The 24,934-nt window shown below is 30.8% G+C and carries 43 protein-coding genes; all 43 read left to right on the top strand.

Translation table 11 applies throughout. The features are described 5' to 3' along the window. Nucleotides 1-411: 411 nt before the first annotated feature. Nucleotides 412-837, top strand: coding sequence for a hypothetical protein (locus tag P176_RS0118675; protein ID WP_026756104.1), 426 nt, complete (start codon nt 412-414; stop codon nt 835-837). 965 nt (nt 838-1,802) lie between these two features. Continuing rightward, the gene (locus P176_RS0118665; protein WP_026756103.1) at nt 1,803-1,985 is read left to right on the top strand and encodes a hypothetical protein; all 183 of its coding nucleotides are present in this window, start codon (nt 1,803-1,805) and stop codon (nt 1,983-1,985) included. A 680-nt stretch (nt 1,986-2,665) separates the two neighbouring features. Then, nucleotides 2,666-2,806: a hypothetical protein gene (locus P176_RS20515; RefSeq protein ID WP_156033181.1), complete on the top strand. Its 141-nt coding sequence runs from the start codon at nt 2,666-2,668 to the stop codon at nt 2,804-2,806. 15 nt (nt 2,807-2,821) lie between these two features. Next, complete coding sequence (locus tag P176_RS0118640) at nt 2,822-3,205, top strand: hypothetical protein (protein ID WP_026756086.1); 384 nt, start codon at nt 2,822-2,824, stop codon at nt 3,203-3,205. An 8-nt stretch (nt 3,206-3,213) separates the two neighbouring features. Next, a complete protein-coding gene (locus P176_RS0118635) occupies nt 3,214-3,471 on the top strand; it encodes a hypothetical protein (protein ID WP_197022186.1) in 258 nt (85 codons plus the stop codon). A gap of 113 nt (nt 3,472-3,584) precedes the next feature. Next, nucleotides 3,585-4,025: a hypothetical protein gene (locus P176_RS0118630; protein WP_037349061.1), complete on the top strand. Its 441-nt coding sequence runs from the start codon at nt 3,585-3,587 to the stop codon at nt 4,023-4,025. A 10-nt stretch (nt 4,026-4,035) separates the two neighbouring features. Further along, nucleotides 4,036-4,263 (top strand): hypothetical protein, encoded by a 228-nt coding sequence (locus P176_RS0118625; RefSeq protein WP_026756083.1) that lies wholly within the window; start codon nt 4,036-4,038, stop codon nt 4,261-4,263. After that, entirely contained in the window at nt 4,264-4,596 is a 333-nt protein-coding gene (locus P176_RS0118620) for a hypothetical protein (protein ID WP_026756082.1), read from the top strand. Continuing rightward, nucleotides 4,593-4,973, top strand: a complete 381-nt coding sequence (locus P176_RS0118615; protein ID WP_156033171.1) for a hypothetical protein — start codon at nt 4,593-4,595, stop codon at nt 4,971-4,973. Before P176_RS0118620 ends, P176_RS0118615 begins: the two co-directional genes overlap by 4 nt. Before the next feature lie 2 nt (nt 4,974-4,975). Then, entirely contained in the window at nt 4,976-5,470 is a 495-nt protein-coding gene (locus P176_RS0118610) for a hypothetical protein (RefSeq protein ID WP_026756080.1), read from the top strand. Between the two features lie 67 nt (nt 5,471-5,537). Then, on the top strand, nt 5,538-5,894 hold the full coding sequence (locus P176_RS0118605) for a hypothetical protein (RefSeq protein WP_026756079.1): 357 nt from the start codon (nt 5,538-5,540) through the stop codon (nt 5,892-5,894). Next, complete coding sequence (locus P176_RS19840) at nt 5,887-6,297, top strand: 3TM-type holin (protein WP_051605568.1); 411 nt, start codon at nt 5,887-5,889, stop codon at nt 6,295-6,297. Before P176_RS0118605 ends, P176_RS19840 begins: the two co-directional genes overlap by 8 nt. Before the next feature lie 4 nt (nt 6,298-6,301). Continuing rightward, nucleotides 6,302-6,724 carry a hypothetical protein gene (locus P176_RS0118595; RefSeq protein ID WP_026756078.1) on the top strand — a complete coding sequence of 141 codons (423 nt, stop codon included), beginning with the start codon at nt 6,302-6,304 and terminating at the stop codon, nt 6,722-6,724. A gap of 460 nt (nt 6,725-7,184) precedes the next feature. Continuing rightward, on the top strand, nt 7,185-7,658 hold the full coding sequence (locus tag P176_RS0118590; RefSeq protein WP_026752776.1) for a hypothetical protein: 474 nt from the start codon (nt 7,185-7,187) through the stop codon (nt 7,656-7,658). Continuing rightward, nucleotides 7,655-7,909: a hypothetical protein gene (locus P176_RS0118585; RefSeq protein WP_026752775.1), complete on the top strand. Its 255-nt coding sequence runs from the start codon at nt 7,655-7,657 to the stop codon at nt 7,907-7,909. The genes P176_RS0118590 and P176_RS0118585 overlap by 4 nt, the downstream gene beginning before the upstream one ends. Nucleotides 7,910-8,113: 204 nt before the next feature. Beyond that, a complete protein-coding gene (locus P176_RS0118575; RefSeq protein ID WP_026752773.1) occupies nt 8,114-8,341 on the top strand; it encodes a hypothetical protein in 228 nt (75 codons plus the stop codon). Nucleotides 8,342-8,861: 520 nt separating this feature from the next. Further along, nucleotides 8,862-9,770, top strand: a complete 909-nt coding sequence (locus P176_RS0118565) for a hypothetical protein (protein WP_026756101.1) — start codon at nt 8,862-8,864, stop codon at nt 9,768-9,770. A gap of 225 nt (nt 9,771-9,995) precedes the next feature. Then, on the top strand, nt 9,996-10,643 hold the full coding sequence (locus P176_RS0118560; RefSeq protein WP_026756100.1) for a hypothetical protein: 648 nt from the start codon (nt 9,996-9,998) through the stop codon (nt 10,641-10,643). A gap of 131 nt (nt 10,644-10,774) precedes the next feature. Beyond that, complete coding sequence (locus P176_RS0118555; RefSeq protein WP_026756099.1) at nt 10,775-11,410, top strand: hypothetical protein; 636 nt, start codon at nt 10,775-10,777, stop codon at nt 11,408-11,410. 8 nt (nt 11,411-11,418) lie between these two features. Next, complete coding sequence (locus tag P176_RS0118550; protein WP_026756098.1) at nt 11,419-11,646, top strand: hypothetical protein; 228 nt, start codon at nt 11,419-11,421, stop codon at nt 11,644-11,646. Beyond that, complete coding sequence (locus P176_RS20505; protein WP_156033173.1) at nt 11,639-11,791, top strand: hypothetical protein; 153 nt, start codon at nt 11,639-11,641, stop codon at nt 11,789-11,791. Before P176_RS0118550 ends, P176_RS20505 begins: the two co-directional genes overlap by 8 nt. 4 nt (nt 11,792-11,795) lie before the next feature. After that, complete coding sequence (locus P176_RS0118540; protein WP_026756086.1) at nt 11,796-12,179, top strand: hypothetical protein; 384 nt, start codon at nt 11,796-11,798, stop codon at nt 12,177-12,179. Between the two features lie 8 nt (nt 12,180-12,187). Further along, entirely contained in the window at nt 12,188-12,427 is a 240-nt protein-coding gene (locus P176_RS0118535) for a hypothetical protein (RefSeq protein ID WP_197022187.1), read from the top strand. Between the two features lie 173 nt (nt 12,428-12,600). Beyond that, the gene (locus P176_RS0118530; RefSeq protein WP_026756096.1) at nt 12,601-12,987 is read left to right on the top strand and encodes a hypothetical protein; all 387 of its coding nucleotides are present in this window, start codon (nt 12,601-12,603) and stop codon (nt 12,985-12,987) included. Between the two features lie 17 nt (nt 12,988-13,004). Next, a complete protein-coding gene (locus tag P176_RS0118525) occupies nt 13,005-13,232 on the top strand; it encodes a hypothetical protein (RefSeq protein ID WP_026756083.1) in 228 nt (75 codons plus the stop codon). A 707-nt stretch (nt 13,233-13,939) separates the two neighbouring features. Continuing rightward, the gene (locus P176_RS0118510; protein WP_026756093.1) at nt 13,940-14,488 is read left to right on the top strand and encodes a hypothetical protein; all 549 of its coding nucleotides are present in this window, start codon (nt 13,940-13,942) and stop codon (nt 14,486-14,488) included. Between the two features lie 12 nt (nt 14,489-14,500). After that, complete coding sequence (locus tag P176_RS0118505) at nt 14,501-14,857, top strand: hypothetical protein (RefSeq protein WP_026756079.1); 357 nt, start codon at nt 14,501-14,503, stop codon at nt 14,855-14,857. Nucleotides 14,858-14,961: 104 nt separating this feature from the next. Next, the gene (locus P176_RS19835) at nt 14,962-15,225 is read left to right on the top strand and encodes a 3TM-type holin (protein WP_051605569.1); all 264 of its coding nucleotides are present in this window, start codon (nt 14,962-14,964) and stop codon (nt 15,223-15,225) included. Between the two features lie 2,559 nt (nt 15,226-17,784). After that, nucleotides 17,785-17,958, top strand: a complete 174-nt coding sequence (locus P176_RS20500; RefSeq protein WP_156033179.1) for a hypothetical protein — start codon at nt 17,785-17,787, stop codon at nt 17,956-17,958. Between the two features lie 952 nt (nt 17,959-18,910). After that, nucleotides 18,911-19,318, top strand: a complete 408-nt coding sequence (locus tag P176_RS0118465; protein ID WP_026756089.1) for a hypothetical protein — start codon at nt 18,911-18,913, stop codon at nt 19,316-19,318. 369 nt (nt 19,319-19,687) lie between these two features. Further along, the gene (locus P176_RS20495; protein WP_156033177.1) at nt 19,688-19,870 is read left to right on the top strand and encodes a hypothetical protein; all 183 of its coding nucleotides are present in this window, start codon (nt 19,688-19,690) and stop codon (nt 19,868-19,870) included. A 151-nt stretch (nt 19,871-20,021) separates the two neighbouring features. Continuing rightward, entirely contained in the window at nt 20,022-20,558 is a 537-nt protein-coding gene (locus P176_RS0118450) for a hypothetical protein (RefSeq protein WP_156033175.1), read from the top strand. Next, nucleotides 20,551-20,703, top strand: coding sequence for a hypothetical protein (locus tag P176_RS20490; RefSeq protein ID WP_156033173.1), 153 nt, complete (start codon nt 20,551-20,553; stop codon nt 20,701-20,703). Before P176_RS0118450 ends, P176_RS20490 begins: the two co-directional genes overlap by 8 nt. 4 nt (nt 20,704-20,707) lie before the next feature. Then, the gene (locus P176_RS0118440; protein ID WP_026756086.1) at nt 20,708-21,091 is read left to right on the top strand and encodes a hypothetical protein; all 384 of its coding nucleotides are present in this window, start codon (nt 20,708-20,710) and stop codon (nt 21,089-21,091) included. Nucleotides 21,092-21,099: 8 nt separating this feature from the next. Further along, the gene (locus P176_RS0118435; RefSeq protein WP_197022186.1) at nt 21,100-21,357 is read left to right on the top strand and encodes a hypothetical protein; all 258 of its coding nucleotides are present in this window, start codon (nt 21,100-21,102) and stop codon (nt 21,355-21,357) included. A gap of 113 nt (nt 21,358-21,470) precedes the next feature. Then, the gene (locus P176_RS0118430) at nt 21,471-21,911 is read left to right on the top strand and encodes a hypothetical protein (RefSeq protein WP_037349061.1); all 441 of its coding nucleotides are present in this window, start codon (nt 21,471-21,473) and stop codon (nt 21,909-21,911) included. Between the two features lie 10 nt (nt 21,912-21,921). Continuing rightward, nucleotides 21,922-22,149, top strand: a complete 228-nt coding sequence (locus P176_RS0118425) for a hypothetical protein (RefSeq protein ID WP_026756083.1) — start codon at nt 21,922-21,924, stop codon at nt 22,147-22,149. Then, entirely contained in the window at nt 22,150-22,482 is a 333-nt protein-coding gene (locus P176_RS0118420; protein WP_026756082.1) for a hypothetical protein, read from the top strand. Next, nucleotides 22,479-22,859: a hypothetical protein gene (locus P176_RS0118415; protein WP_156033171.1), complete on the top strand. Its 381-nt coding sequence runs from the start codon at nt 22,479-22,481 to the stop codon at nt 22,857-22,859. The genes P176_RS0118420 and P176_RS0118415 overlap by 4 nt, the downstream gene beginning before the upstream one ends. A gap of 2 nt (nt 22,860-22,861) precedes the next feature. Then, the gene (locus P176_RS0118410) at nt 22,862-23,356 is read left to right on the top strand and encodes a hypothetical protein (RefSeq protein ID WP_026756080.1); all 495 of its coding nucleotides are present in this window, start codon (nt 22,862-22,864) and stop codon (nt 23,354-23,356) included. A 67-nt stretch (nt 23,357-23,423) separates the two neighbouring features. Continuing rightward, nucleotides 23,424-23,780: a hypothetical protein gene (locus tag P176_RS0118405; protein ID WP_026756079.1), complete on the top strand. Its 357-nt coding sequence runs from the start codon at nt 23,424-23,426 to the stop codon at nt 23,778-23,780. After that, complete coding sequence (locus tag P176_RS19830; RefSeq protein WP_051605568.1) at nt 23,773-24,183, top strand: 3TM-type holin; 411 nt, start codon at nt 23,773-23,775, stop codon at nt 24,181-24,183. The genes P176_RS0118405 and P176_RS19830 overlap by 8 nt, the downstream gene beginning before the upstream one ends. Nucleotides 24,184-24,187: 4 nt before the next feature. Beyond that, nucleotides 24,188-24,610, top strand: coding sequence for a hypothetical protein (locus P176_RS0118395; protein WP_026756078.1), 423 nt, complete (start codon nt 24,188-24,190; stop codon nt 24,608-24,610). Nucleotides 24,611-24,934 lie beyond the last annotated feature (324 nt).

Genomic DNA, 24,934 nt, shown 5'->3' with positions numbered 1-24,934 from the left:
AAAACTGAATTGGACGAGTTAAACGCAGTTAATGAGGTTGAATGTTAAATACTTATACAAGTGATTTAACCCATTTACATGATCTTCATACTGTTGAAATGAAGCGTCGTTATGATATAAATGTTAAGCCAATTGGCGTTTTATCAAAAAATCAAGTTAAAACGTTCGTAAATCAATAGAAAATTTAATTAATTACGTGGCAATTAATTATGATAAAAAAGAAGTCTATCCAAAAACAAAGATTTGTAAATTTTGTAACTCTTACATTACCTGATAAACAAGTTCACCATGATAGGGTATTACGCAAATCGTTAAGTCTTTTATGGATAATATGAAGAAAAGCTATCAAGTAGATTATTATGTTTGGAAAGCTGAACCCAAAAAAATGGGAATATTCATTTTCATATTTTAATGGATCGTTGGGTTGATTATAAGGATATTAACCGTATTTGGAATAATCAATTAGAACCATTAGGCTATTTAAACAAACATAAAAATCCGAATTCAACTGATGTTCATTCTTTAAAAAATATAAAGAACGCTACCTCATATATGGTCAAGTATATGACAAAAAAAGAAACCGATAAACGTCCAATTGTTGGTGCTTTGTGGGGTGCTTCCAATGAATTGAAAAAAATGGAATATCCAACTTTTTATGATACATGTAAAGAGTTCGATGATATACTTAGTTATTTATATAGTTCTTCATGTGAATTAAAAGAAATAAAAATAGACTCTGATTATGTTTATCTATTTGTAGGTAAATGTTTTAAAAAATTAAGGAAAAAAGAATTAATGTTTGGAATAAAATCCGCTATTGGTATAAAAATCAAGTAGATGAAATGCGTAAATTATTTGAATCAATTCCAAAGGAAATAAAGCAAACATTTGAAAAAAGGAAATATATCAAGCCTTTACAAATGGAATTGACGTTGTGCGTATAGTTTTTATTGATCGTTTGCATATTTGTAATATAAAATTATAAACGTTTAAAATAATATTATGGTTGTTCATACTTCTAACACCGTTGCGACGGAATTTAAATTAAAGATTTTACTCAAGGTTTAAATTATTGATTCTATTAAGGCTTCTTCTACTATTGAAATTTTAAAGGGTGGCAAAACTATTGGAGAAACAACCGTCGTTCCAAAAATGCCGGTTTTAACGTATTTTTCTCTTTGTAATGCTATGGTTGGTGGCAACTTCCTTTTCTTATATATAGTGAAGATGGTGACCTTTTAACAAGGTTTGCATTTGTTGGTTAAGTTATGGTGGTGTTTTGGAGTTAGATAATGATGATGTTTATTATATCGTTTAAAATGACTGGTTTGGCATCAGGCTCAAACTGTTACCTATAGAAATTGGGATTCTTTGTCGGGTGGTTCTTCCTTTTTAAGATTACGAAGTTTGCATTAGATGAAGATAAAAAACTGATGGAAAGGGTTGATGTTTCTAATGTTGATTTGGTTGCTTATCCTTTTTCACTTCCAAACGAAAATGTATGTTTTCGATTTTAAGTGAGTATAAAAATGCTCCAAGGTCAGAATGCACGACGAGATGTTAGCTATGATTTTTAAAACTTTAATTAGTCAGGATGACATGTTAAAAAAAAAAACACTCATACGGCTATACGTGAAGGTTCACAGATTCTTGAAAAGTGGTTCATTAGGTGTTTAATATTGTCAAAAATTATCGAATCTTGCTCCAACTAGACAAGGTTTAGTTTTCAATTCCTGAAATCCGTTTCCATAATATGAACGGTGAGGATTTTTGTTTATTTTTTAACAATTCAAAGATAAACTATGTCTGACGGTTCTATTTTCAATAATGTTTTTGGATCAAACTCACCATCTTTAGGTGGTGGGTCTTTTCTAGATGATATTTTTGATATTTTTAGTTCAGATTCAGTTCAGCCTTCGGGCGGTGGTTTTGGTGGTGGTTTGGCTGATATTTTGGTGGTGTTGATTCGGTTGGTGGTTCTTTAGGTGGTTTTTGGTAGTGGTATTGCTTCTTTTTTAACTGGTGATTCCTTGGGTATTCTTGGTATGGGTGCTGGAATTGCTGATCTACTTGGTTTTGATTATTCGGGTTTCTTAGAAGGTACAATTTTAGCTGTTTTTCAGATGGAATAAGCTGTTGGGGTTCTACATTTTTACCATCAGAAATTAAACAAGAAATACAGACTATTCAAGCTCCTTATTTTTCACAGTTGTTTGATTGGTTAAATGATGCAACCACAGAAACTGAGGTAGTTAATAGATTGAATTTTATTGCTGAGGCTGTTTTTACTAACATTTCAATGTATACTTATATACAAACGTCAGCTAATTGGAAATCATGTTCAAAAAAGGCTTTAAAAAACTATGTTACTTTTTTGGATAATTTGAAACCATATTTTAATGATTTTGTTAGTAAACTTCAATCAAGGTATATTTTAACCTATACATTGAAAACTAAGCCAAAATCAGAATGGGATTTTCAAGGTTTTAATCACACTTGTCTGAAAATACACCAGTAAGTTATCCAGTTTATTCACTACAAAAGAAATCAACCAAAGTTTTAAATTATGCTGGTATGGGTTTACTAGCTTTTTCACTTCCGTTATATAACATTTATCAAAATTATAAATCAAACAAACCTTTAACCGATAAAATTTTCAGAATCGATGGATAATATTAAAACATGGTTATTTGCTGACATCAGTAAATCCGTACAAATTAAAAGAGTTATCGCAATAGTTGCGGTATTGGGTATAATCGCTGTGAGTGTTGGTACAACATTTTTAGGTGGTTCAAAAGTAAAGTAATTAAAAAGTAATATCATGGCTAAAACGTACAGTAAAAAAAGTTCGACTAATACCGCGAAAAGTGGTGCTAAAATTCAAACTAAGTTTGATAAATCATCTGATGAAGGTATCAGGAAAGGATTTATAACTGCTTGGAAAGTTGCCGATGGTGTAATGCATAGTTATAAGGTTATTTTTCCTAAAGATCGTGAGGTAAAAATAACTGCTACAGAAACTGGTCACCATTGGTTGCCAGTTACGGTTATCCAAAGTGCAGCTATGAAACAAAATGTTATTGTAGGTGGTATGTTGGATTTAGCAAATCAAAAGGTTTATATCAAAGAATGGAATTGGGTTATTAATCCAAAAGCTTCAAATGGTGGTTATTGCGGAAAACACATTTCAAAAGATTATAATTAATTATGAAAATGAAAATACCAAGTATTAAAAAAGTGGTCGGGAATACGTCAAATTTGTTTTCTTTTCTTGAAAATGTTGGTAAATGGGGTCGTGTTGCTCAGGCTGTTTCTTTTCGCTTTGCTGAATTAAAAACAGATATTGACGAAATCATGTTTACTAAAACTCAATCTGTTAAAACAACTGATTCAAAGTTTAAAGTTGCTTTTGATGAAGTTGAAAAAAATGAGACTGAAAATCTAAAACAAGATGAACAAGTTAGCGAATAATTTAATTACTGTTATAGGTTTAATAGCTTCCGTTTATACGTTGTTTGACCTGCTTAAAAATTTGTCAAATGCATTATTTTCTACTGATTCCGATAACTATAATTCTGTATCTAATGACTTCTAAGAAAAAAGTTTCTTTTGGTGGTAATTATGAAAAAATGCGTGAATGTGATCCTATGGGATGCGGTCATTTTGGCGCTAAGCGGGGCAATTACAAGCATAATGGGGTTGATCTGATAAAGTCGCATAACGACGATATTTACGCTCCTTTTGATTGTAAAATTAATCGATTCGGTAAACCTTATGCGAATGATTCAAATTATGATCTTGTTGAAATTGTTGGTTTGGGTGAATGGTCTGATTTTAGAGTTAAGTTAATGTATGTTTATCCAATGTTTAGTGTCGGTGCAACTATTTTAAAAGGTCAGAAATTATGTACTGCTCAAGATATTGAATTAAAATATGGTTATAATTCAGGGATGCAAAACCATATTCATATTGAATTTTATAAAAAAAATAAACTTGTTAATCCTGAAAATTATTTAAAAATTTAAAATTATTGTTATGGCTTCAAAATCTACAAATCCGCTAAAATTTGGTTTAATTTTATTAATTGGTGGTCTTGCCTTTGTTGGTGGGTGGTTTACAAAAAAAATAACTCCAAATAAACCGTGTGAATGTGATGATCCAAAAGGCGGTTTATTAGCTCACGTTAACCCAAAAGGTACAATTAAGAGTGTATCTTCAAAGTTTGTACAACCAGTTTCGATGGTTAATTTAAAACGTATTTAAATGGCTTTAAAAAAGAATAAAACTAAAAATAATTATCTTAAAATAGGGTTGTTACTTCTCATCCCTATTTTGATTATAGTTGTTTTTTTTAAAAACAGGACGAAAAAAAGTAGTGCTGATGCGAATGTTGATGTTGTGGATTCTACTGGCGGTGCTAGTGGTGGTTTTATTGGTACAATTGATGAAATAACAGATAATCAGTTTAACATGGTTGAATGTATGATTAAATGTAAGCAAATTCTACCAAATTTGCCTTTTGGAAATCAGATTCATAATATTTGTAAAACAAAATGCGAAGCCGAACAAACTGCAATAACTCTAACGGGCATATGAAATTTATATCAAATATAATGGGGTTTTTAGTTCTTCTTTTTTGTTTATTGGTGTATAAGGTTTCTTTTTTTAGAAACTGGATTTTTGCAACACCTAAAGAATTGACTCCTTCGCATTGGGTGAATGATTTGGATGAACATCTGCAAAAATTTATGTTTTTTATAAAAAACGACGATGTTTCAGGTTTTCAGGATTTTGTGTCAGGTTGGAATGATTGGAATTTACAAAGACTTTCACAGTATTACGGTTTAAAGTTTTCTTTTGATTATGATTTATACGCTTTTATTCGTAACCATGCATCTGAGTCTTTTAGAATGCAAGGGATTAAAAATTATAGAACGTCTTGGTATAATAAAATTTGGTTTAATTCGCTTTAATAATGGTTTATAAATTAGCTTCAAAAGGTTTGGGTAAAACCACTAATTTACTTGATAAGGTGTCAAAATACGCTTTGCCTATCATATTGATTATAGTGGTTTATTACTTTTTAAAAGATGAAATTTCAGCTTTTTTTAAAAAGTTGTCAGATACAGCTAATTCAGTTGGTAGTTCTTTAACTGACTTGCAAGCACAACAAAAGGCTGATGTTCTTTATAATGCGATGAAAGGATTTGGAACTGATGAAGATGTTATTTTTCAGACTTTACAAGGTCTTAGTAAATCCGATTTTTACAAAGTTTCCAATAAATTTGGTTTGCGTAATTATTCAGAAACCTATGGAACTGGATCACAAGATTCATTTATAGGTGATGAAATATCCTTGATGGATATGATGTTATCTGAATTATCTCCATCAGATATGGAATATATTTATACGCTTTTACCTTTTCTTGGTAGCTCTTCCGATAATAAAGCCCGAAAAAAATATTATTAATACAATTACTAGTATTGTTAGTCCTACTGCTATTTCTGTATTACCCATAATTTAAATTGTTTTTTAGATGCCCCAAACTACTGAAAATAATAGTCCGTTTAACGAAAAATACCGTCCGTATATCGATGGATTTATAAAAGTTGTACAAGCTTTGATGCTTTTTTTGATAATAGGTGTTTTTAACGGTCAAAAATTGCTAGAGCAGCAAGTACAAATGCTTTTAATTTCAAAACAGTACGACGATGCAAATCGTAAGGAAATAAGAGAATACTTATCTGAGCCTAGATTTACTGAAAAAATGTATATCGATAAGACTGCTCCGATAATAGAGGCTTCAAAATTTAATAGTCGTGATATCAGGGATAATTCAAAAATGATGCATGATTTGAATAATAGATTAATAAGACTAGAACGCAATGAATGAAATCATAAAAATATTGGTCGGGGTTCTTGATTCTTCGGATTTTTGGGATTTGTTTAAAGGTAATAAGCAAAAACAACGTGAGTTTATTGAGCGTTTAACAGAACAGATGCGACAATCTGATATGTTACAAGTTGAGTTAAACAAAGTAGAGGCTAATCACAAATCTATTTTTGTTGCGGGTTGGCGTCCTTTTATCGGTTGGGTGTGTGGTTCTGCTCTTGCATACAATTTTATCCTTCAACCTTTGTTAGAGTTCGTTCTAAGTGCCTCAGGTGTTACCGTTAGCCCTCCTGAATTAGAAATAGGTCAATTAATTACTATTGTATTGGGTATGCTCGGGATGGCGGGCTATCGTACATATGAAAAATATAAAAGTGTTGATACTAAAAATATGAAATCTTAAGATTATGAGTCAAACAGAAATGCAATATCAGGGGGATTTACCTACAAAATCCGTTATTAGGATTGAGGATAAAAATTATAAGGTTATACAACCTATTCGTTTTTTTGAAAGACAATTCGGTGAACCTTATGAGCAATCAGCCTATTTTCGTGAACGTTTGGATGTTGGTAAAAAGAAACGTTTCTTTTATGGAAATATAAGATGGGTTTCAAATTTAATTCTTAACGATGAGTGGAATTATGAATTATTCTCGGAAATGCGATATAATTTTGATAATACTATTGTGCTAAGATTTCAACATCAAAGTGGTAGATTAATTGAACATGATGATGTTTATTTTGATTCTTTATATGTCGCATTACGTAATGGTGAAAAAAGGTCTTTAAACATTCAATTTAATGGTTACATCATCGAGGAAATGATTTAAAGTTGCGTGTCATGGCGTTAATTTTTGGTTGAGAATGGGGGCAAATTTTGTCCTCATTTTTCTTTTACAATAGAGTGATAATAAATTTTTTTTTTTTGACTTTTTTTTGATTTTTTTTCTTTGGTAAATTTTAGCCTCTACATACGAATACGAGGGCAAATAAGGCAAATTTTTGGAGCGAAGCGGAATTTGACGTTTTGAACCGTATTTGTTATTTTGCTTTTTGATTTACCATTTTTTTATTGTAGATTTGAAAACGTTCATTTTTATATTAATAGCTAAACAACTTCGGGCAAAGATTCGTAAAGTGGCTGAGCGGTCTATTTTACATAATATAAAGACTAATACACTTTTAAAGGTGTATTTTTTGTTAATACCTTCGGGACTAGGGGATTAACTTAAAAACGTTTCTATATGGAATTGTTTTTGTTCGTTGTTGTTTTTATAACCAAAAAACAACATGACTAGAAGATTCAATGATTTAAAAGAGGCTTTAAAAAAGCATTCAACACATTTAGATTTAAAACCCCATTATTCCGTTGATGTAATAACATCACGGACTTTTTATAAAAAAAGGGATGCTATCAATCACATAAAAAAGCTTGATACAATATCCCAAAAATTAGAGGTTCAAATTTCTTTAAATAACCTCATTATAAATTCTTTTGCCATCAATCTTGATGCTTTAGAAGATTCTCACAATTTACCTTCAAAGATTATAGGCATTCAGCAATTAAATGCTAAGAAATTCGAGGTTTTCGGCTGTGAGCCATATATCAGAAAATCATTCCAAATTTTAGAAGCGCAATATGATGTTTGTTGCGGTATATCTGATTTTTATAAGAATAGGTCAGAAAAATCAATCTCCCTTCCTGCAAAAGTATTGAGTCAATCAATTATGCGGGATGTTTCATTTTATAGACAATCGATATGAGTACTGTTAGACAAAATTTGATGGCCTTTGGTGAGGATTTGGGTCAACGTGCTTGTGACCTTTATACGGGGTTTAAATTTTTAGATGCCGATTCCTGTTTATATCCATCGGATGAACTAGAAAACGCTTTTGATTGGTATTCTACAGATGAGGGTTATGACTTTTGGAATGATGTTTTTTTCGAACAACGAATTATTGATGAAAATAAATTTTATAAATCCTTAGAAAATGAAGATCCAAACGAATACTGATTTTATTAATGAAGTCGGTTTAACCATTCCTAATACATCTAAAGACATACTCATAATGATTGAGTATTTGTCTATTAAAAACGCATTGCGTGATCTTCTGTACTACACTGAGAAAACATTATCCGTGAAGTTCGTTTTTAAGTACACTTCGAAATACAATTTCAACGATGCTGAGAAATATTTTAATCTTAAAAGACAAGAATTATGAAAATGCAATATCAAAAAAATACAGTAGGATTTTCAATTAAAGTTCCTAACCGTTTTAGAAGGTATTTTTTCCGTTATATGGAAGATTCCTTTCACGGTTCACATAATATTTTCGCTGTAAATGAATATAAAGATCATGAAGTTCATAAAATAGAACATGCTGACGAATGGCGAATTGCAAAGATGGTAAAGTCTATTAATTCAGGTTGGAAACCTGATTTCTAAAAACACAACAATTATGAAAGTTTCATTTACACAGAACGGTACATATAGAAGATTGAAAGTTTCAAATGAGAATTTACCTGATTTAGTGGATTTCATTTGTTTACGCCTTGGATCAATTAAAGTTATGCGTTGTTACCGATATCGGGGTTATTCCGTTTTACATACTGATATTAATGTTAAGCTTCTTGCGTCATCAGTTAAAGAATTTAATGAGATTGAGAATTTATGAAAAAAATTTCTTCAGATAATAAGCAAAACAGACGAAAGTTTGTAAAGGATAAGGTTTCAGACTTATTCAACAATCCCCCTTCAAACATTCAGATCGATACGTATAATCAAGCTTTTCAATATATAGCTGATAATCTACTCTTTTGCCATTACGATACAATACGTCGCATATATAAGGGCGAGCTATAACAAATCTCTGATTTGTTTTCTTGGTTTATCATTAGTAACGGTAAAAACGAATCCAAGTAATAACCGTAAAAATTCACTTTCAAATTTTTTTGTTTTAAAAACTATGACATCAAGCGCATATTTTCAAGTACGTAATGGGGCAATATTACAATTATGGGATAATTCACATTTAGATTTTGTTCGTAATGGTTGTCGAAAATCATTGAGACAAAATCAAGAAAGTTATATAAAAACTGAATTGGACGAGTTAAACGCAGTTAATGAGGTTGAATGTATAAATACTTATACAAGTGATTTAACCCATTTACATGATCTTCATACTGTTGAAATGAAGCGTCGTTATGATATAAATGTTAAGCCAATTGGCGTTTTATCAAAAAATCAAGTTAAAACGGTTCGTAAATCAATAGAAAATTTAATTAATTACGTGGCAATTAATTATGATAAAAAGAAGTCTATCCAAAAACAAAGATTTGTAAATTTTGTAACTCTTACATTACCTGATAAACAAGTTCACCATGATAGGGTATTACGCAAATCGTTAAGTCGTTTTATGGATAATATGAAGAAAAGCTATCAAGTAGATTATTATGTTTGGAAAGCTGAACCCCAAAAAAATGGGAATATTCATTTTCATATTTTAATGGATCGTTGGGTTGATTATAAGGATATTAACCGTATTTGGAATAATCAATTAGAACCATTAGGCTATTTAAACAAACATAAAAATCCGAATTCAACTGATGTTCATTCTTTAAAAAATATAAAGAACGCTACCTCATATATGGTCAAGTATATGACAAAAAAAGAAACCGATAAACGTCCAATTGTTGGTGCTTTGTGGGGTGCTTCCAATGAATTGAAAAAAATGGAATATCCAACTTTTTATGATACATGTAAAGAGTTCGATGATATACTTAGTTATTTATATAGTTCTTCATGTGAATTAAAAGAAATAAAAATAGACTCTGATTATGTTTATCTATTTGTAGGTAATGTTTTTAAAAATTAAGGGAAAAAAGAATTAATGTTTGGAATAAAATCCGCTATTGGTATAAAAATCAAGTAGATGAAATGCGTAAATTATTTGAATCAATTCCAAAGGAAATAAAGCAAACATTTGAAAAAAAGGAATATATCAAGCCTTTACAAATGGAATTGACGTTGTGCGTATAGTTTTTTATTGATCGTTTGCATATTTGTAATATAAAATTAATAAACGTTTAAAAATAATATTATGGTTGTTCATACTTCTAACACCGTTGCGACGGAATTTAAATTAAAAGATTTTACTCAAGGTTTAATTATTGATTCTATTAAGGCTTCTTCTACTATTGAAATTTTAAAGGGTGGCAAAACTATTGGAGAAACAACCGTCGTTCCAAAAATGCCGGTTTTAACGTATTTTTCTCTTTGTAATGCTATGGTTGGTGGCAAACTTCCTTTTCTTATATATAGTGAAGATGGTGACCTTTTACAAGGTTTGCATTTGTTGGTTAGTTATGGTGGTGTTTTGGAGTTAGATAATGATGATGTTTATTATATCGTTAAAATGACTGGTTTGGCATCAGCTCAAACTGTTACCTATAGAAATTGGGATTCTTTGTCGGGTGGTTCTCCTTTTAAGATTACGAAGTTTGCATTAGATGAAGATAAAACTGATGAAAGGGTTGATGTTTCTAATGTTGATTTGGTTGCTTATCCTTTTTCACTTCAAACGAAAATGTATGTTTCGATTTTAAGTGAGTATAAAAATGCTCAAGGTCAGAATGCACGACGAGATGTTAGCTATGATTTTAAAACTTTAATTAGTCAGGATGACATGTTAAAAACACTCATACGGCTATACGTGAAGGTTCACAGATTCTTGAAAGTGGTTCATTAGGTGTTAATATTGTTCAAAAATTATCGAATCTTGCTCCAACTAGACAAGGTTTAGTTTCAATTCCTGAAATCCGTTTCCATAATATGAACGGTGAGGATTTTGTTTATTTTTTAACAATTCAAAGATAAACTATGTCTGACGGTTCTATTTTCAATAATGTTTTTGGATCAAACTCACCATCTTTAGGTGGTGGGTCTTTTCTAGATGATATTTTTGATATTTTTAGTTCAGATTCAGTTCAGCCTTCGGGCGGTGGTTTTGGTGGTGGTTTGGCTGATATTTTTGGTGGTGTTGATTCGGTTGGTGGTTCTTTAGGTGGTTTTGGTAGTGGTATTGCTTCTTTTTTAACTGGTGATTCCTTGGGTATTCTTGGTATGGGTGCTGGAATTGCTGATCTACTTGGTTTTGATTATTCGGGTTTCTTAGAAGGTACAATTTTAGCTGTTTTTTCAGATGGAATAAGCTGTTGGGGTTCTACATTTTTACCATCAGAAATTAAACAAGAAATACAGACTATTCAAGCTCCTTATTTTTCACAGTTGTTTGATTGGTTAAATGATGCAACCACAGAAACTGAGGTAGTTAATAGATTGAATTTTATTGCTGAGGCTGTTTTTACTAACATTTCAATGTATACTTATATACAAACGTCAGCTAATTGGAAATCATGTTCAAAAAAGGCTTTAAAAAACTATGTTACTTTTTTGGATAATTTGAACCATATTTTAATGATTTTGTTAGTAAACTTCAATCAAGGTATATTTTAACCTATACATTGAAAACTAAGCCAAAATCAGAATGGGATTTTCAAGGTTTTAATCACACTTGGTCTGAAAATACACCAGTAAGTTATCCAGTTTATTCACTACAAAAGAAATCAACCAAAGTTTTAAATTATGCTGGTATGGGTTTACTAGCTTTTTCACTTCCGTTATATAACATTTATCAAAATTATAAATCAAACAAACCTTTAACCGATAAAATTTTCAGAATCGATGGATAATATTAAAACATGGTTATTTGCTGACATCAGTAAATCCGTACAAATTAAAAGAGTTATCGCAATAGTTGCGGTATTGGGTATAATCGCTGTGAGTGTTGGTACAACATTTTTAGGTGGTTCAAAAGTTAAAGTAATTAAAAAGTAATATCATGGCTAAAACGTACAGTAAAAAAAGTTCGACTAATACCGCGAAAAGTGGTGCTAAAATTCAAACTAAGTTTGATAAATCATCTGATGAAGGTATCAGGAAAGGATTTATAACTGCTTGGAAAGTTGCCGATGGTGTAATGCATAGTTATAAGGTTATTTTTCCTAAAGATCGTGAGGTAAAAATAACTGCTACAGAAACTGGTCACCATTGGTTGCCAGTTACGGTTATCCAAAGTGCAGCTATGAAACAAAATGTTATTGTAGGTGGTATGTTGGATTTAGCAAATCAAAAGGTTTATATCAAAGAATGGAATTGGGTTATTAATCCAAAAGCTTCAAATGGTGGTTATTGCGGAAAACACATTTCAAAAGATTATAATTAATTATGAAAATGAAAATACCAAGTATTAAAAAAGTGGTCGGGAATACGTCAAATTTGTTTTCTTTTCTTGAAAATGTTGGTAAATGGGGTCGTGTTGCTCAGGCTGTTTCTTTTCGCTTTGCTGAATTAAAAACAGATATTGACGAAATCATGTTTACTAAAACTCAATCTGTTAAAACAACTGATTCAAAGTTTAAAGTTGCTTTTGATGAAGTTGAAAAAATGAGACTGAAATCTAAAACAAGATGAACAAGTTAGCGAATAATTTAATTACTGTTATAGGTTTAATAGCTTCCGTTTATACGTTGTTTGACCTGCTTAAAAATTTGTCAAATGCATTATTTTCTACTGATTCCGATAACTATAATTCTGTATCTAATGACTTCTAAGAAAAAGTTTCTTTTGGTGGTAATTATGAAAAAATGCGTGAATGTGATCCTATGGGATGCGGTCATTTTGGCGCTAAGCGGGGCAATTACAAGCATAATGGGGTTGATCTGATAAAGTCGCATAACGACGATATTTACGCTCCTTTTGATTGTAAAATTAATCGATTCGGTAAACCTTATGCGAATGATTCAAATTATGATCTTGTTGAAATTGTTGGTTTGGGTGAATGGTCTGATTTTAGAGTTAAGTTAATGTATGTTTATCCAATGTTTAGTGTCGGTGCAACTATTTTAAAAGGTCAGAAATTATGTACTGCTCAAGATATTGAATTAAAATATGGTTATAATTCAGGGATGCAAACCATATTCATATTGAATTTTATAAAAAAAATAAACTTGTTAATCCTGAAAATTATTTAAAATTTAAAATTATTGTTATGGCTTCAAAATCTACAAATCCGCTAAAATTTGGTTTAATTTTATTAATTGGTGGTCTTGCCTTTGTTGGTGGGTGGTTTACAAAAAAAATAACTCCAAATAAACCGTGTGAATGTGATGATCCAAAAGGCGGTTTATTAGCTCACGTTAACCCAAAAGGTACAATTAAGAGTGTATCTTCAAAGTTTGTACAACCAGTTTCGATGGTTAATTTAAAACGTATTTAAATGGCTTTAAAAAGAATAAAACTAAAATAATTATCTTAAAATAGGGTTGTTACTTCTCATCCCTATTTTGATTATAGTTGTTTTTTTTAAAAACAGGACGAAAAAAGTAGTGCTGATGCGAATGTTGATGTTGTGGATTCTACTGGCGGTGCTAGTGGTGGTTTTATTGGTACAATTGATGAAATAACAGATAATCAGTTTAACATGGTTGAATGTATGATTAAATGTAAGCAAATTCTACCAAATTTGCCTTTTGGAAATCAGATTCATAATATTTGTAAAACAAATGCGAAGCCGAACAAACTGCAATAACTCTAACGGGCATATGAAATTTATATCAAATATAATGGGGTTTTTAGTTCTTCTTTTTTGTTTATTGGTGTATAAGGTTTCTTTTTTAGAAACTGGATTTTTGCAACACCTAAAGAATTGACTCCTTCGCATTGGGTGAATGATTTGGATGAACATCTGCAAAAATTTATGTTTTTTATAAAAAACGACGATGTTTCAGGTTTTCAGGATTTTGTGTCAGGTTGGAATGATTGGAATTTACAAAGACTTTCACAGTATTACGGTTTAAAGTTTTCTTTTGATTATGATTTATACGCTTTTATTCGTAACCATGCATCTGAGTCTTTTAGAATGCAAGGGATTAAAAATTATAGAACGTCTTGGTATAATAAAATTTGGTTTAATTCGCTTTAATAATGGTTTATAAATTAGCTTCAAAAGGTTTGGGTAAAACCACTAATTTACTTGATAAGGTGTCAAAATACGCTTTGCCTATCATATTGATTATAGTGGTTTATTACTTTTTAAAAGATGAAATTTCAGCTTTTTTTAAAAAGTTGTCAGATACAGCTAATTCAGTTGGTAGTTCTTTAACTGACTTGCAAGCACAACAAAAGGCTGATGTTCTTTATAATGCGATGAAAGGATTTGGAACTGATGAAGATGTTATTTTTCAGACTTTACAAGGTCTTAGTAAATCCGATTTTTACAAAGTTTCCAATAAATTTGGTTTGCGTAATTATTCAGAAACCTATGGAACTGGATCACAAGATTCATTTATAGGTGATGAAATATCCTTGATGGATATGATGTTATCTGAATTATCTCCATCAGATATGGAATATATTTATACGCTTTTACCTTTTCTTGGTAGCTCTTCCGATAATAAAGCCCGAAAAAATATTATTAATACAATTACTAGTATTGTTAGTCCTACTGCTATTTCTGTATTACCCATAATTTAAATTGTTTTTTAGATGCCCCAAACTACTGAAAATAATAGTCCGTTTAACGAAAAATACCGTCCGTATATCGATGGATTTATAAAAGTTGTACAAGCTTTGATGCTTTTTTTGATAATAGGTGTTTTTAACGGTCAAAAATTGCTAGAGCAGCAAGTACAAATGCTTTTAATTTCAAAACAGTACGACGATGCAAATCGTAAGGAAATAAGAGAATACTTATCTGAGCCTAGATTTACTGAAAAAATGTATATCGATAAGACTGCTCCGATAATAGAGGCTTCAAAATTTAATAGTCGTGATATCAGGGATAATTCAAAAATGATGCATGATTTGAATAATAGATTAATAAGACTAGAACGCAATGAATGAAATCATAAAAATATTGGTCGGGTTCTTGATTCTTCGGATTTTTGGGATTTGTTTAAAGGTAATAAGCAAAACAACGTGAGTTTATTGAGCGTTTAACAGAACAGATGCGACAATCTGATATGTTACAAGTTGAGTTAAACAAAGTAGAGGCTAATCACAAATCTATTTTTGTTGCGGGTTGGCGTCCTTTTATCGGTTGGGTGTGTGGTTCTGCTCTTGCATACAATTTTATCCTTCAACCTTTGTTAGAGTTCGTTCTAAGTGCCTCAGGTGTTACCGTTAGCCCTCCTGAATTAGAAATAGGTCAATTAATTACTATTGTATTGGGTATGCTCGGGATGGCGGCTATCGTACATATGAAAATATAAAAGTGTTGATACTAAAAATATGAAATCTTAAGATTATGAGTCAAACAGAAATGCAATATCAGGGGATTTACCTACAAAATCCGTTATTAGGATTGAGGATAAAAATTATAAGGTTATACAACCTATTCGTTTTTTTGAAAGACAATTCGGTGAACCTTATGAGCAATCAGCCTATTTTCGTGAACGTTTGGATGTTGGTAAAAAGAAACGTTTCTTTTATGGAAATATAAGATGGGTTTCAAATTTAATTCTTAACGATGAGTGGAATTATGAATTATTCTCGGAAATGCGATATAATTTTGATAATACTATTGTGCTAAGATTTCAACATCAAAGTGGTAGATTAATTGAACATGATGATGTTTATTTTGATTCTTTATATGTCGCATTACGTAATGGTGAAAAAGGTCTTTAAACATTCAATTTAATGGTTACATCATCGAGGAAATGATTTAAAGTTGCGTGTCATGGCGTTAATTTTTGGTTGAGAATGGGGGCAAATTTGTCCTCATTTTCTTTTACAATAGAGTGATAATAAATTTTTTTTTTTGACTTTTTTTGATTTTTTTTCTTTGGTAAATTTTAGCCTCTACATACGAATACGAGGGCAAATAAGGCAAATTTTTGGAGCGAAGCGGAATTTGACGTTTTGAACCGTATTTGTTATTTTGCTTTTTGATTTACCTTTTTTTATTGTAGATTTGAAACGTCATTTTTATATTAATAGCTAAAACTTCGGGCAAAGATTCGTAAAGTGGCTGAGCGGTTATTTTACATAATATAAAGACTAATACACTTTTAAAGGTGTATTTTTGTTAATACCTTCGGGCTAGGGGATTAACTTAAAACGTTTTCTATATGGAATTGTTTTTGTTCGTTGTTGTTTTTATAACCAAAAAACAATGCTAGAAGATTCAATGATTTAAAAGAGGCTTTAAAAAAGCATTCAACACATTTAGATTTAAAACCCATTATTCCGTTGATGTAATAACATCACGGACTTTTTATAAAAAGGGATGCTATCAATCACATAAAAAGCTTGATACAATATCCCAAAAATTAGAGGTTCAAATTTCTTTAAATACTCATTATAAATTCTTTTGCCATCAATCTTGATGCTTTAGAAGATTCTCACAATTTACCTTCAAAGATTATAGGCATTCAGCAATTAAATGCTAAGAAATTCGAGGTTTTCGGCTGTGAGCCATATATCAGAAAATCATTCCAAATTTTAGAAGCGCATTATGATGTTTGTTGCGGTATATCTGATTTTTATAAGAATAGGTCAGAAAAATCAATCTCCCTTCCTGCAAAAGTATTGAGTCAATCAATTATGCGGGATGTTTCATTTTATAGACAATCGATATGAGTACTGTTAGACAAAATTTGATGGCCTTTGGTGAGGATTGGGTCAACGTGCTTGTGACCTTTATACGGGGTTTAAATTTTTAGATGCCGATTCCTGTTTATATCCATCGGATGAACTAGAAAACGCTTTTGATTGGTATTCTACAGATGAGGGTTATGACTTTTGGAATGATGTTTTTTCGAACAACGAATTATTGATGAAAATAAATTTTATAAATCCTTAGAAAATGAAGATCCAAACGAATACTGATTTTATTAATGAAGTCGGTTTAACCATTCCTAATACATCTAAAGACATACTCATAATGATTGAGTATTTGTCTATTAAAACGCATTGCGTGATCTTCTGTACTACACTGAGAAAACATTATCCGTGAAGTCGTTTTAAGTACACTTCGAAATACAATTTCAACGATGCTGAGAAATATTTTAATCTTAAAAGACAAGAATTATGAAAATGCAATATCAAAAAAATACAGTAGGATTTCAATTAAAGTTCCTAACCGTTTTAGAAGGTATTTTTCCGTTATATGGAAGATTCCTTTCACGGTTCACATAATATTTCGCTGTAAATGAATATAAAGATCATGAAGTTCATAAAATAGAACATTGCTGACGAATGCGAATTGCAAAGATGGTAAAGTCTATTAATTCAGGTTGGAAACCTGATTCTAAAAACACAACAATTATGAAAGTTCATTTACACAGAACGGTACATATAGAAGATGAAAGTTTCAAATGAGAATTTACCTGATTTAGTGGATTTCATTTGTTTACGCCTTGGATCAATTAAAGTTATGCGTTGTTACCGATATCGGGGTTATTCCGTTTTACATACTGATATTAATGTTAAGCTTCTTGCGTCATCAGTTAAAGAATTTAATGAGATGAGAATTATGAAAAAATTTCTTCAGATAATAAGCAAAACAGACGAAAGTTTGTAAAGGATAAGGTTTCAGACTTATTCAACAATCCCCCTTCAAACATTCAGATCGATACGTATAATCAAGCTTTTCAATATATAGCTGATAATCTACTCTTTTGCCATTACGATACAATACGTCGCATATATAAGGGCGAGCTATAACAAATCTCTGATTTGTTTTCTTGGTTTATCATTAGTAACGGTAAAAACGAATCCAAGTAATAACCGTAAAAATTCACTTTCAAATTTTTTTTGTTTTAAAAACTATGACTATCAAGCGCATATTTCAAGTACGTAATGGGGCAATATTACAATTATGGGATAATTCACATTTAGATTTTGTTCGTAATGGTTGTCGAAAATCATTGAGACAAAATCAAGAAAGTTATATAAAAACTGAATTGGACGAGTTAAACGCAGTTAATGAGGTTGAAGTATAAATACTTATACAAGTGATTTAACCCATTTACATGATCTTCATACTGTTGAAATGAAGCGTCGTTATGATATAAATGTTAAGCCAATTGGCTTTTATCAAAAAATCAAGTAAAACGGTTCGTAAATCAATAGAAAATTTAATTAATTACGTGGCAATTAATTATGATAAAAAGAAGTCTATCCAAAAACAAAGATTTGTAAATTTGTAACTCTTACATTACCTGATAAACAAGTTCACCATGATAGGGTATTACGCAAATCGTTAAGTCGTTTATGGATAATATGAAGAAAAGCTATCAAGTAGATTATTATGTTTGGAAAGCTGAACCCCAAAAAAATGGGAATATTCATTTTCATATTTTAATGGATCGTTGGGTTGATTATAAGGATATTAACCGTATTTGAATAATCAATTAGAACCATTAGGCTATTTAAACAAACATAAAAATCCGAATTCAACTGATGTTCATTCTTTAAAAAATATAAAGAACGCTACCTCATATATGGTCAAGTATATGACAAAAAAGAAACCGATAAACGTCCAATTGTTGGTGCTTTGTGGGGTGCTTCCAATGAATTGAAAAAAATGGAATATCCAACTTTTATGATACATGTAAAGAGTTCGATGATATACTTAGTTATTTATATAGTTCTTCATGTGAATTAAAAGAAATAAAAATAGACTCTGATTATGTTTATCTATTGTAGGTAATGTTTTTAAAAAATTAAGGGAAAAAAGAATTAATGTTTGGAATAAAATCCGCTATTGGTATAAAAATCAAGTAGATGAAATGCGTAAATTATTTGAATCAATTCCAAAGGAAATAAAGCAAACATTTGAAAAAAAGGAATATATCAAGCCTTTACAAATGGAATTGACGTTGTGCGTATAGTTTTTTATTGATCGTTTGCATATTTGTAATATAAAATTAATAAACGTTTAAAAATAATATTATGGTTGTTCATACTTCTAACACCGTTGCGACGGAATTTAAATTAAAAGATTTTACTCAAGGTTTAATTATTGATTCTATTAAGGCTTCTTCTACTATTGAAATTTTAAAGGGTGGCAAAACTATTGGAGAAACAACCGTCGTTCCAAAAATGCCGGTTTTAACGTATTTTTCTCTTTGTAATGCTATGGTTGGTGGCAAACTTCCTTTTCTTATATATAGTGAAGATGGTGACCTTTTACAAGGTTTGCATTTGTTGGTTAGTTATGGTGGTGTTTTGGAGTTAGATAATGATGATGTTTATTATATCGTTAAAATGACTGGTTTGGCATCAGCTCAAACTGTTACCTATAGAAATGGGATTCTTTGTCGGGTGGTTCTCCTTTTAAGATTACGAAGTTTGCATTAGATGAAGATAAAACTGATGAAAGGGTTGATGTTTCTAATGTTGATTTGGTTGCTTATCCTTTTTCACTTCAAACGAAAATGTATGTTTCGATTTTAAGTGAGTATAAAAATGCTCAAGGTCAGAATGCACGACGAGATGTTAGCTATGATTTTAAAACTTTAATTAGTCAGGATGACATGTTAAAAAACACTCATACGGCTATACGTGAAGGTCACAGATTCTTGAAAGTGGTCATTAGGTGTTAATATTGTTCAAAAATTATCGAATCTTGCTCCAACTAGACAAGGTTTAGTTTCAATTCCTGAAATCCGTTTCCATAATATGAACGGTGAGGATTTTGTTTATTTTTTAACAATTCAAAGATAAACTATGTCTGACGGTTCTATTTTCAATAATGTTTTTGGATCAAACTCACCATCTTTAGGTGGTGGGTCTTTTCTAGATGATATTTTTGATATTTTAGTTCAGATTCAGTTCAGCCTTCGGGCGGTGGTTTTGGTGGTGGTTTGGCTGATATTTTTGGTGGTGTTGATTCGGTTGGTGGTTCTTTAGGTGGTTTTGGTAGTGGTATTGCTTCTTTTTTAACTGGTGATTCCTTGGGTATTCTTGGTATGGGTGCTGGAATTGCTGATCTACTTGGTTTTGATTATTCGGGTTTCTTAGAAGGTACAATTTTAGCTGTTTTTTCAGATGGAATAAGCTGTTGGGTTCTACATTTTTACCATCAGAAATTAAACAAGAAATACAGACTATTCAAGCTCCTTATTTTTCACAGTTGTTTGATTGGTTAAATGATGCAACCACAGAAACTGAGGTAGTTAATAGATTGAATTTTATTGCTGAGGCTGTTTTTACTAACATTTCAATGTATACTTATATACAAACGTCAGCTAATTGGAAATCATGTTCAAAAAAGGCTTTAAAAAACTATGTTACTTTTTTGGATAATTTGAAACCATATTTTAATGATTTTGTTAGTAAACTTCAATCAAGGTATATTTTAACCTATACATTGAAAACTAAGCCAAAATCAGAATGGGATTTTCAAGGTTTTAATCACACTTGGTCTGAAAATACACCAGTAAGTTATCCAGTTTATTCACTACAAAAGAAATCAACCAAAGTTTTAAATTATGCTGGTATGGGTTTACTAGCTTTTTCACTTCCGTTATATAACATTTATCAAAATTATAAATCAAACAAACCTTTAACCGATAAAATTTTCAGAATCGATGGATAATATTAAAACATGGTTATTTGCTGACATCAGTAAATCCGTACAAATTAAAAGAGTTATCGCAATAGTTGCGGTATTGGGTATAATCGCTGTGAGTGTTGGTACAACATTTTTAGGTGGTTCAAAAGTTAAAGTAATTAAAAAGTAATATCATGGCTAAAACGTACAGTAAAAAAAGTTCGACTAATACCGCGAAAAGTGGTGCTAAAATTCAAACTAAGTTTGATAAATCATCTGATGAAGGTATCAGGAAAGGATTTATAACTGCTTGGAAAGTTGCCGATGGTGTAATGCATAGTTATAAGGTTATTTTTCCTAAAGATCGTGAGGTAAAAATAACTGCTACAGAAACTGGTCACCATTGGTTGCCAGTTACGGTTATCCAAAGTGCAGCTATGAAACAAAATGTTATTGTAGGTGGTATGTTGGATTTAGCAAATCAAAAGGTTTATATCAAAGAATGGAATTGGGTTATTAATCCAAAAGCTTCAAATGGTGGTTATTGCGGAAAACACATTTCAAAAGATTATAATTAATTATGAAAATGAAAATACCAAGTATTAAAAAAGTGGTCGGGAATACGTCAAATTTGTTTTCTTTTCTTGAAAATGTTGGTAAATGGGGTCGTGTTGCTCAGGCTGTTTCTTTTCGCTTTGCTGAATTAAAAACAGATATTGACGAAATCATGTTTACTAAAACTCAATCTGTTAAAACAACTGATTCAAAGTTTAAAGTTGCTTTTGATGAAGTTGAAAAAAATGAGACTGAAAATCTAAAACAAGATGAACAAGTTAGCGAATAATTTAATTACTGTTATAGGTTTAATAGCTTCCGTTTATACGTTGTTTGACCTGCTTAAAAATTTGTCAAATGCATTATTTTCTACTGATTCCGATAACTATAATTCTGTATCTAATGACTTCTAAGAAAAAAGTTTCTTTTGGTGGTAATTATGAAAAAATGCGTGAATGTGATCCTATGGGATGCGGTCATTTTGGCGCTAAGCGGGGCAATTACAAGCATAATGGGGTTGATCTGATAAAGTCGCATAACGACGATATTTACGCTCCTTTTGATTGTAAAATTAATCGATTCGGTAAACCTTATGCGAATGATTCAAATTATGATCTTGTTGAAATTGTTGGTTTGGGTGAATGGTCTGATTTTAGAGTTAAGTTAATGTATGTTTATCCAATGTTTAGTGTCGGTGCAACTATTTTAAAAGGTCAGAAATTATGTACTGCTCAAGATATTGAATTAAAATATGGTTATAATTCAGGGATGCAAAACCATATTCATATTGAATTTTATAAAAAAAATAAACTTGTTAATCCTGAAAATTATTTAAAAATTTAAAATTATTGTTATGGCTTCAAAATCTACAAATCCGCTAAAATTTGGTTTAATTTTATTAATTGGTGGTCTTGCCTTTGTTGGTGGGTGGTTTACAAAAAAAATAACTCCAAATAAACCGTGTGAATGTGATGATCCAAAAGGCGGTTTATTAGCTCACGTTAACCCAAAAGGTACAATTAAGAGTGTATCTTCAAAGTTTGTACAACCAGTTTCGATGGTTAATTTAAAACGTATTTAAATGGCTTTAAAAAAGAATAAAACTAAAAATAATTATCTTAAAATAGGGTTGTTACTTCTCATCCCTATTTTGATTATAGTTGTTTTTTTTAAAAACAGGACGAAAAAAAGTAGTGCTGATGCGAATGTTGATGTTGTGGATTCTACTGGCGGTGCTAGTGGTGGTTTTATTGGTACAATTGATGAAATAACAGATAATCAGTTTAACATGGTTGAATGTATGATTAAATGTAAGCAAATTCTACCAAATTTGCCTTTTGGAAATCAGATTCATAATATTTGTAAAACAAAATGCGAAGCCGAACAAACTGCAATAACTCTAACGGGCATATGAAATTTATATCAAATATAATGGGGTTTTTAGTTCTTCTTTTTTGTTTATTGGTGTATAAGGTTTCTTTTTTTAGAAACTGGATTTTTGCAACACCTAAAGAATTGACTCCTTCGCATTGGGTGAATGATTTGGATGAACATCTGCAAAAATTTATGTTTTTTATAAAAAACGACGATGTTTCAGGTTTTCAGGATTTTGTGTCAGGTTGGAATGATTGGAATTTACAAAGACTTTCACAGTATTACGGTTTAAAGTTTTCTTTTGATTATGATTTATACGCTTTTATTCGTAACCATGCATCTGAGTCTTTTAGAATGCAAGGGATTAAAAATTATAGAACGTCTTGGTATAATAAAATTTGGTTTAATTCGCTTTAATAATGGTTTATAAATTAGCTTCAAAAGGTTTGGGTAAAACCACTAATTTACTTGATAAGGTGTCAAAATACGCTTTGCCTATCATATTGATTATAGTGGTTTATTACTTTTTAAAAGATGAAATTTCAGCTTTTTTTAAAAAGTTGTCAGATACAGCTAATTCAGTTGGTAGTTCTTTAACTGACTTGCAAGCACAACAAAAGGCTGATGTTCTTTATAATGCGATGAAAGGATTTGGAACTGATGAAGATGTTATTTTTCAGACTTTACAAGGTCTTAGTAAATCCGATTTTTACAAAGTTTCCAATAAATTTGGTTTGCGTAATTATTCAGAAACCTATGGAACTGGATCACAAGATTCATTTATAGGTGATGAAATATCCTTGATGGATATGATGTTATCTGAATTATCTCCATCAGATATGGAATATATTTATACGCTTTTACCTTTTCTTGGTAGCTCTTCCGATAATAAAGCCCGAAAAAAATATTATTAATACAATTACTAGTATTGTTAGTCCTACTGCTATTTCTGTATTACCCATAATTTAAATTGTTTTTTAGATGCCCCAAACTACTGAAAATAATAGTCCGTTTAACGAAAAATACCGTCCGTATATCGATGGATTTATAAAAGTTGTACAAGCTTTGATGCTTTTTTTGATAATAGGTGTTTTTAACGGTCAAAAATTGCTAGAGCAGCAAGTACAAATGCTTTTAATTTCAAAACAGTACGACGATGCAAATCGTAAGGAAATAAGAGAATACTTATCTGAGCCTAGATTTACTGAAAAAATGTATATCGATAAGACTGCTCCGATAATAGAGGCTTCAAAATTTAATAGTCGTGATATCAGGGATAATTCAAAAATGATGCATGATTTGAATAATAGATTAATAAGACTAGAACGCAATGAATGAAATCATAAAAATATTGGTCGGGGTTCTTGATTCTTCGGATTTTTGGGATTTGTTTAAAGGTAATAAGCAAAAACAACGTGAGTTTATTGAGCGTTTAACAGAACAGATGCGACAATCTGATATGTTACAAGTTGAGTTAAACAAAGTAGAGGCTAATCACAAATCTATTTTTGTTGCGGGTTGGCGTCCTTTTATCGGTTGGGTGTGTGGTTCTGCTCTTGCATACAATTTTATCCTTCAACCTTTGTTAGAGTTCGTTCTAAGTGCCTCAGGTGTTACCGTTAGCCCTCCTGAATTAGAAATAGGTCAATTAATTACTATTGTATTGGGTATGCTCGGGATGGCGGGCTATCGTACATATGAAAAATATAAAAGTGTTGATACTAAAAATATGAAATCTTAAGATTATGAGTCAAACAGAAATGCAATATCAGGGGGATTTACCTACAAAATCCGTTATTAGGATTGAGGATAAAAATTATAAGGTTATACAACCTATTCGTTTTTTTGAAAGACAATTCGGTGAACCTTATGAGCAATCAGCCTATTTTCGTGAACGTTTGGATGTTGGTAAAAAGAAACGTTTCTTTTATGGAAATATAAGATGGGTTTCAAATTTAATTCTTAACGATGAGTGGAATTATGAATTATTCTCGGAAATGCGATATAATTTTGATAATACTATTGTGCTAAGATTTCAACATCAAAGTGGTAGATTAATTGAACATGATGATGTTTATTTTGATTCTTTATATGTCGCATTACGTAATGGTGAAAAAAGGTCTTTAAACATTCAATTTAATGGTTACATCATCGAGGAAATGATTTAAAGTTGCGTGTCATGGCGTTAATTTTTGGTTGAGAATGGGGGCAAATTTTGTCCTCATTTTTCTTTTACAATAGAGTGATAATAAATTTTTTTTTTTTGACTTTTTTTTGATTTTTTTTCTTTGGTAAATTTTAGCCTCTACATACGAATACGAGGGCAAATAAGGCAAATTTTTGGAGCGAAGCGGAATTTGACGTTTTGAACCGTATTTGTTATTTTGCTTTTTGATTTACCATTTTTTTATTGTAGATTTGAAAACGTTCATTTTTATATTAATAGCTAAACAACTTCGGGCAAAGATTCGTAAAGTGGCTGAGCGGTCTAT

The organism is Sediminibacter sp. Hel_I_10, from assembly GCF_000688335.1.
Lineage (GTDB): Bacteria > Bacteroidota > Bacteroidia > Flavobacteriales > Flavobacteriaceae > Psychroserpens.
This window is presented reverse-complemented; position numbering and strand designations above follow the sequence as displayed.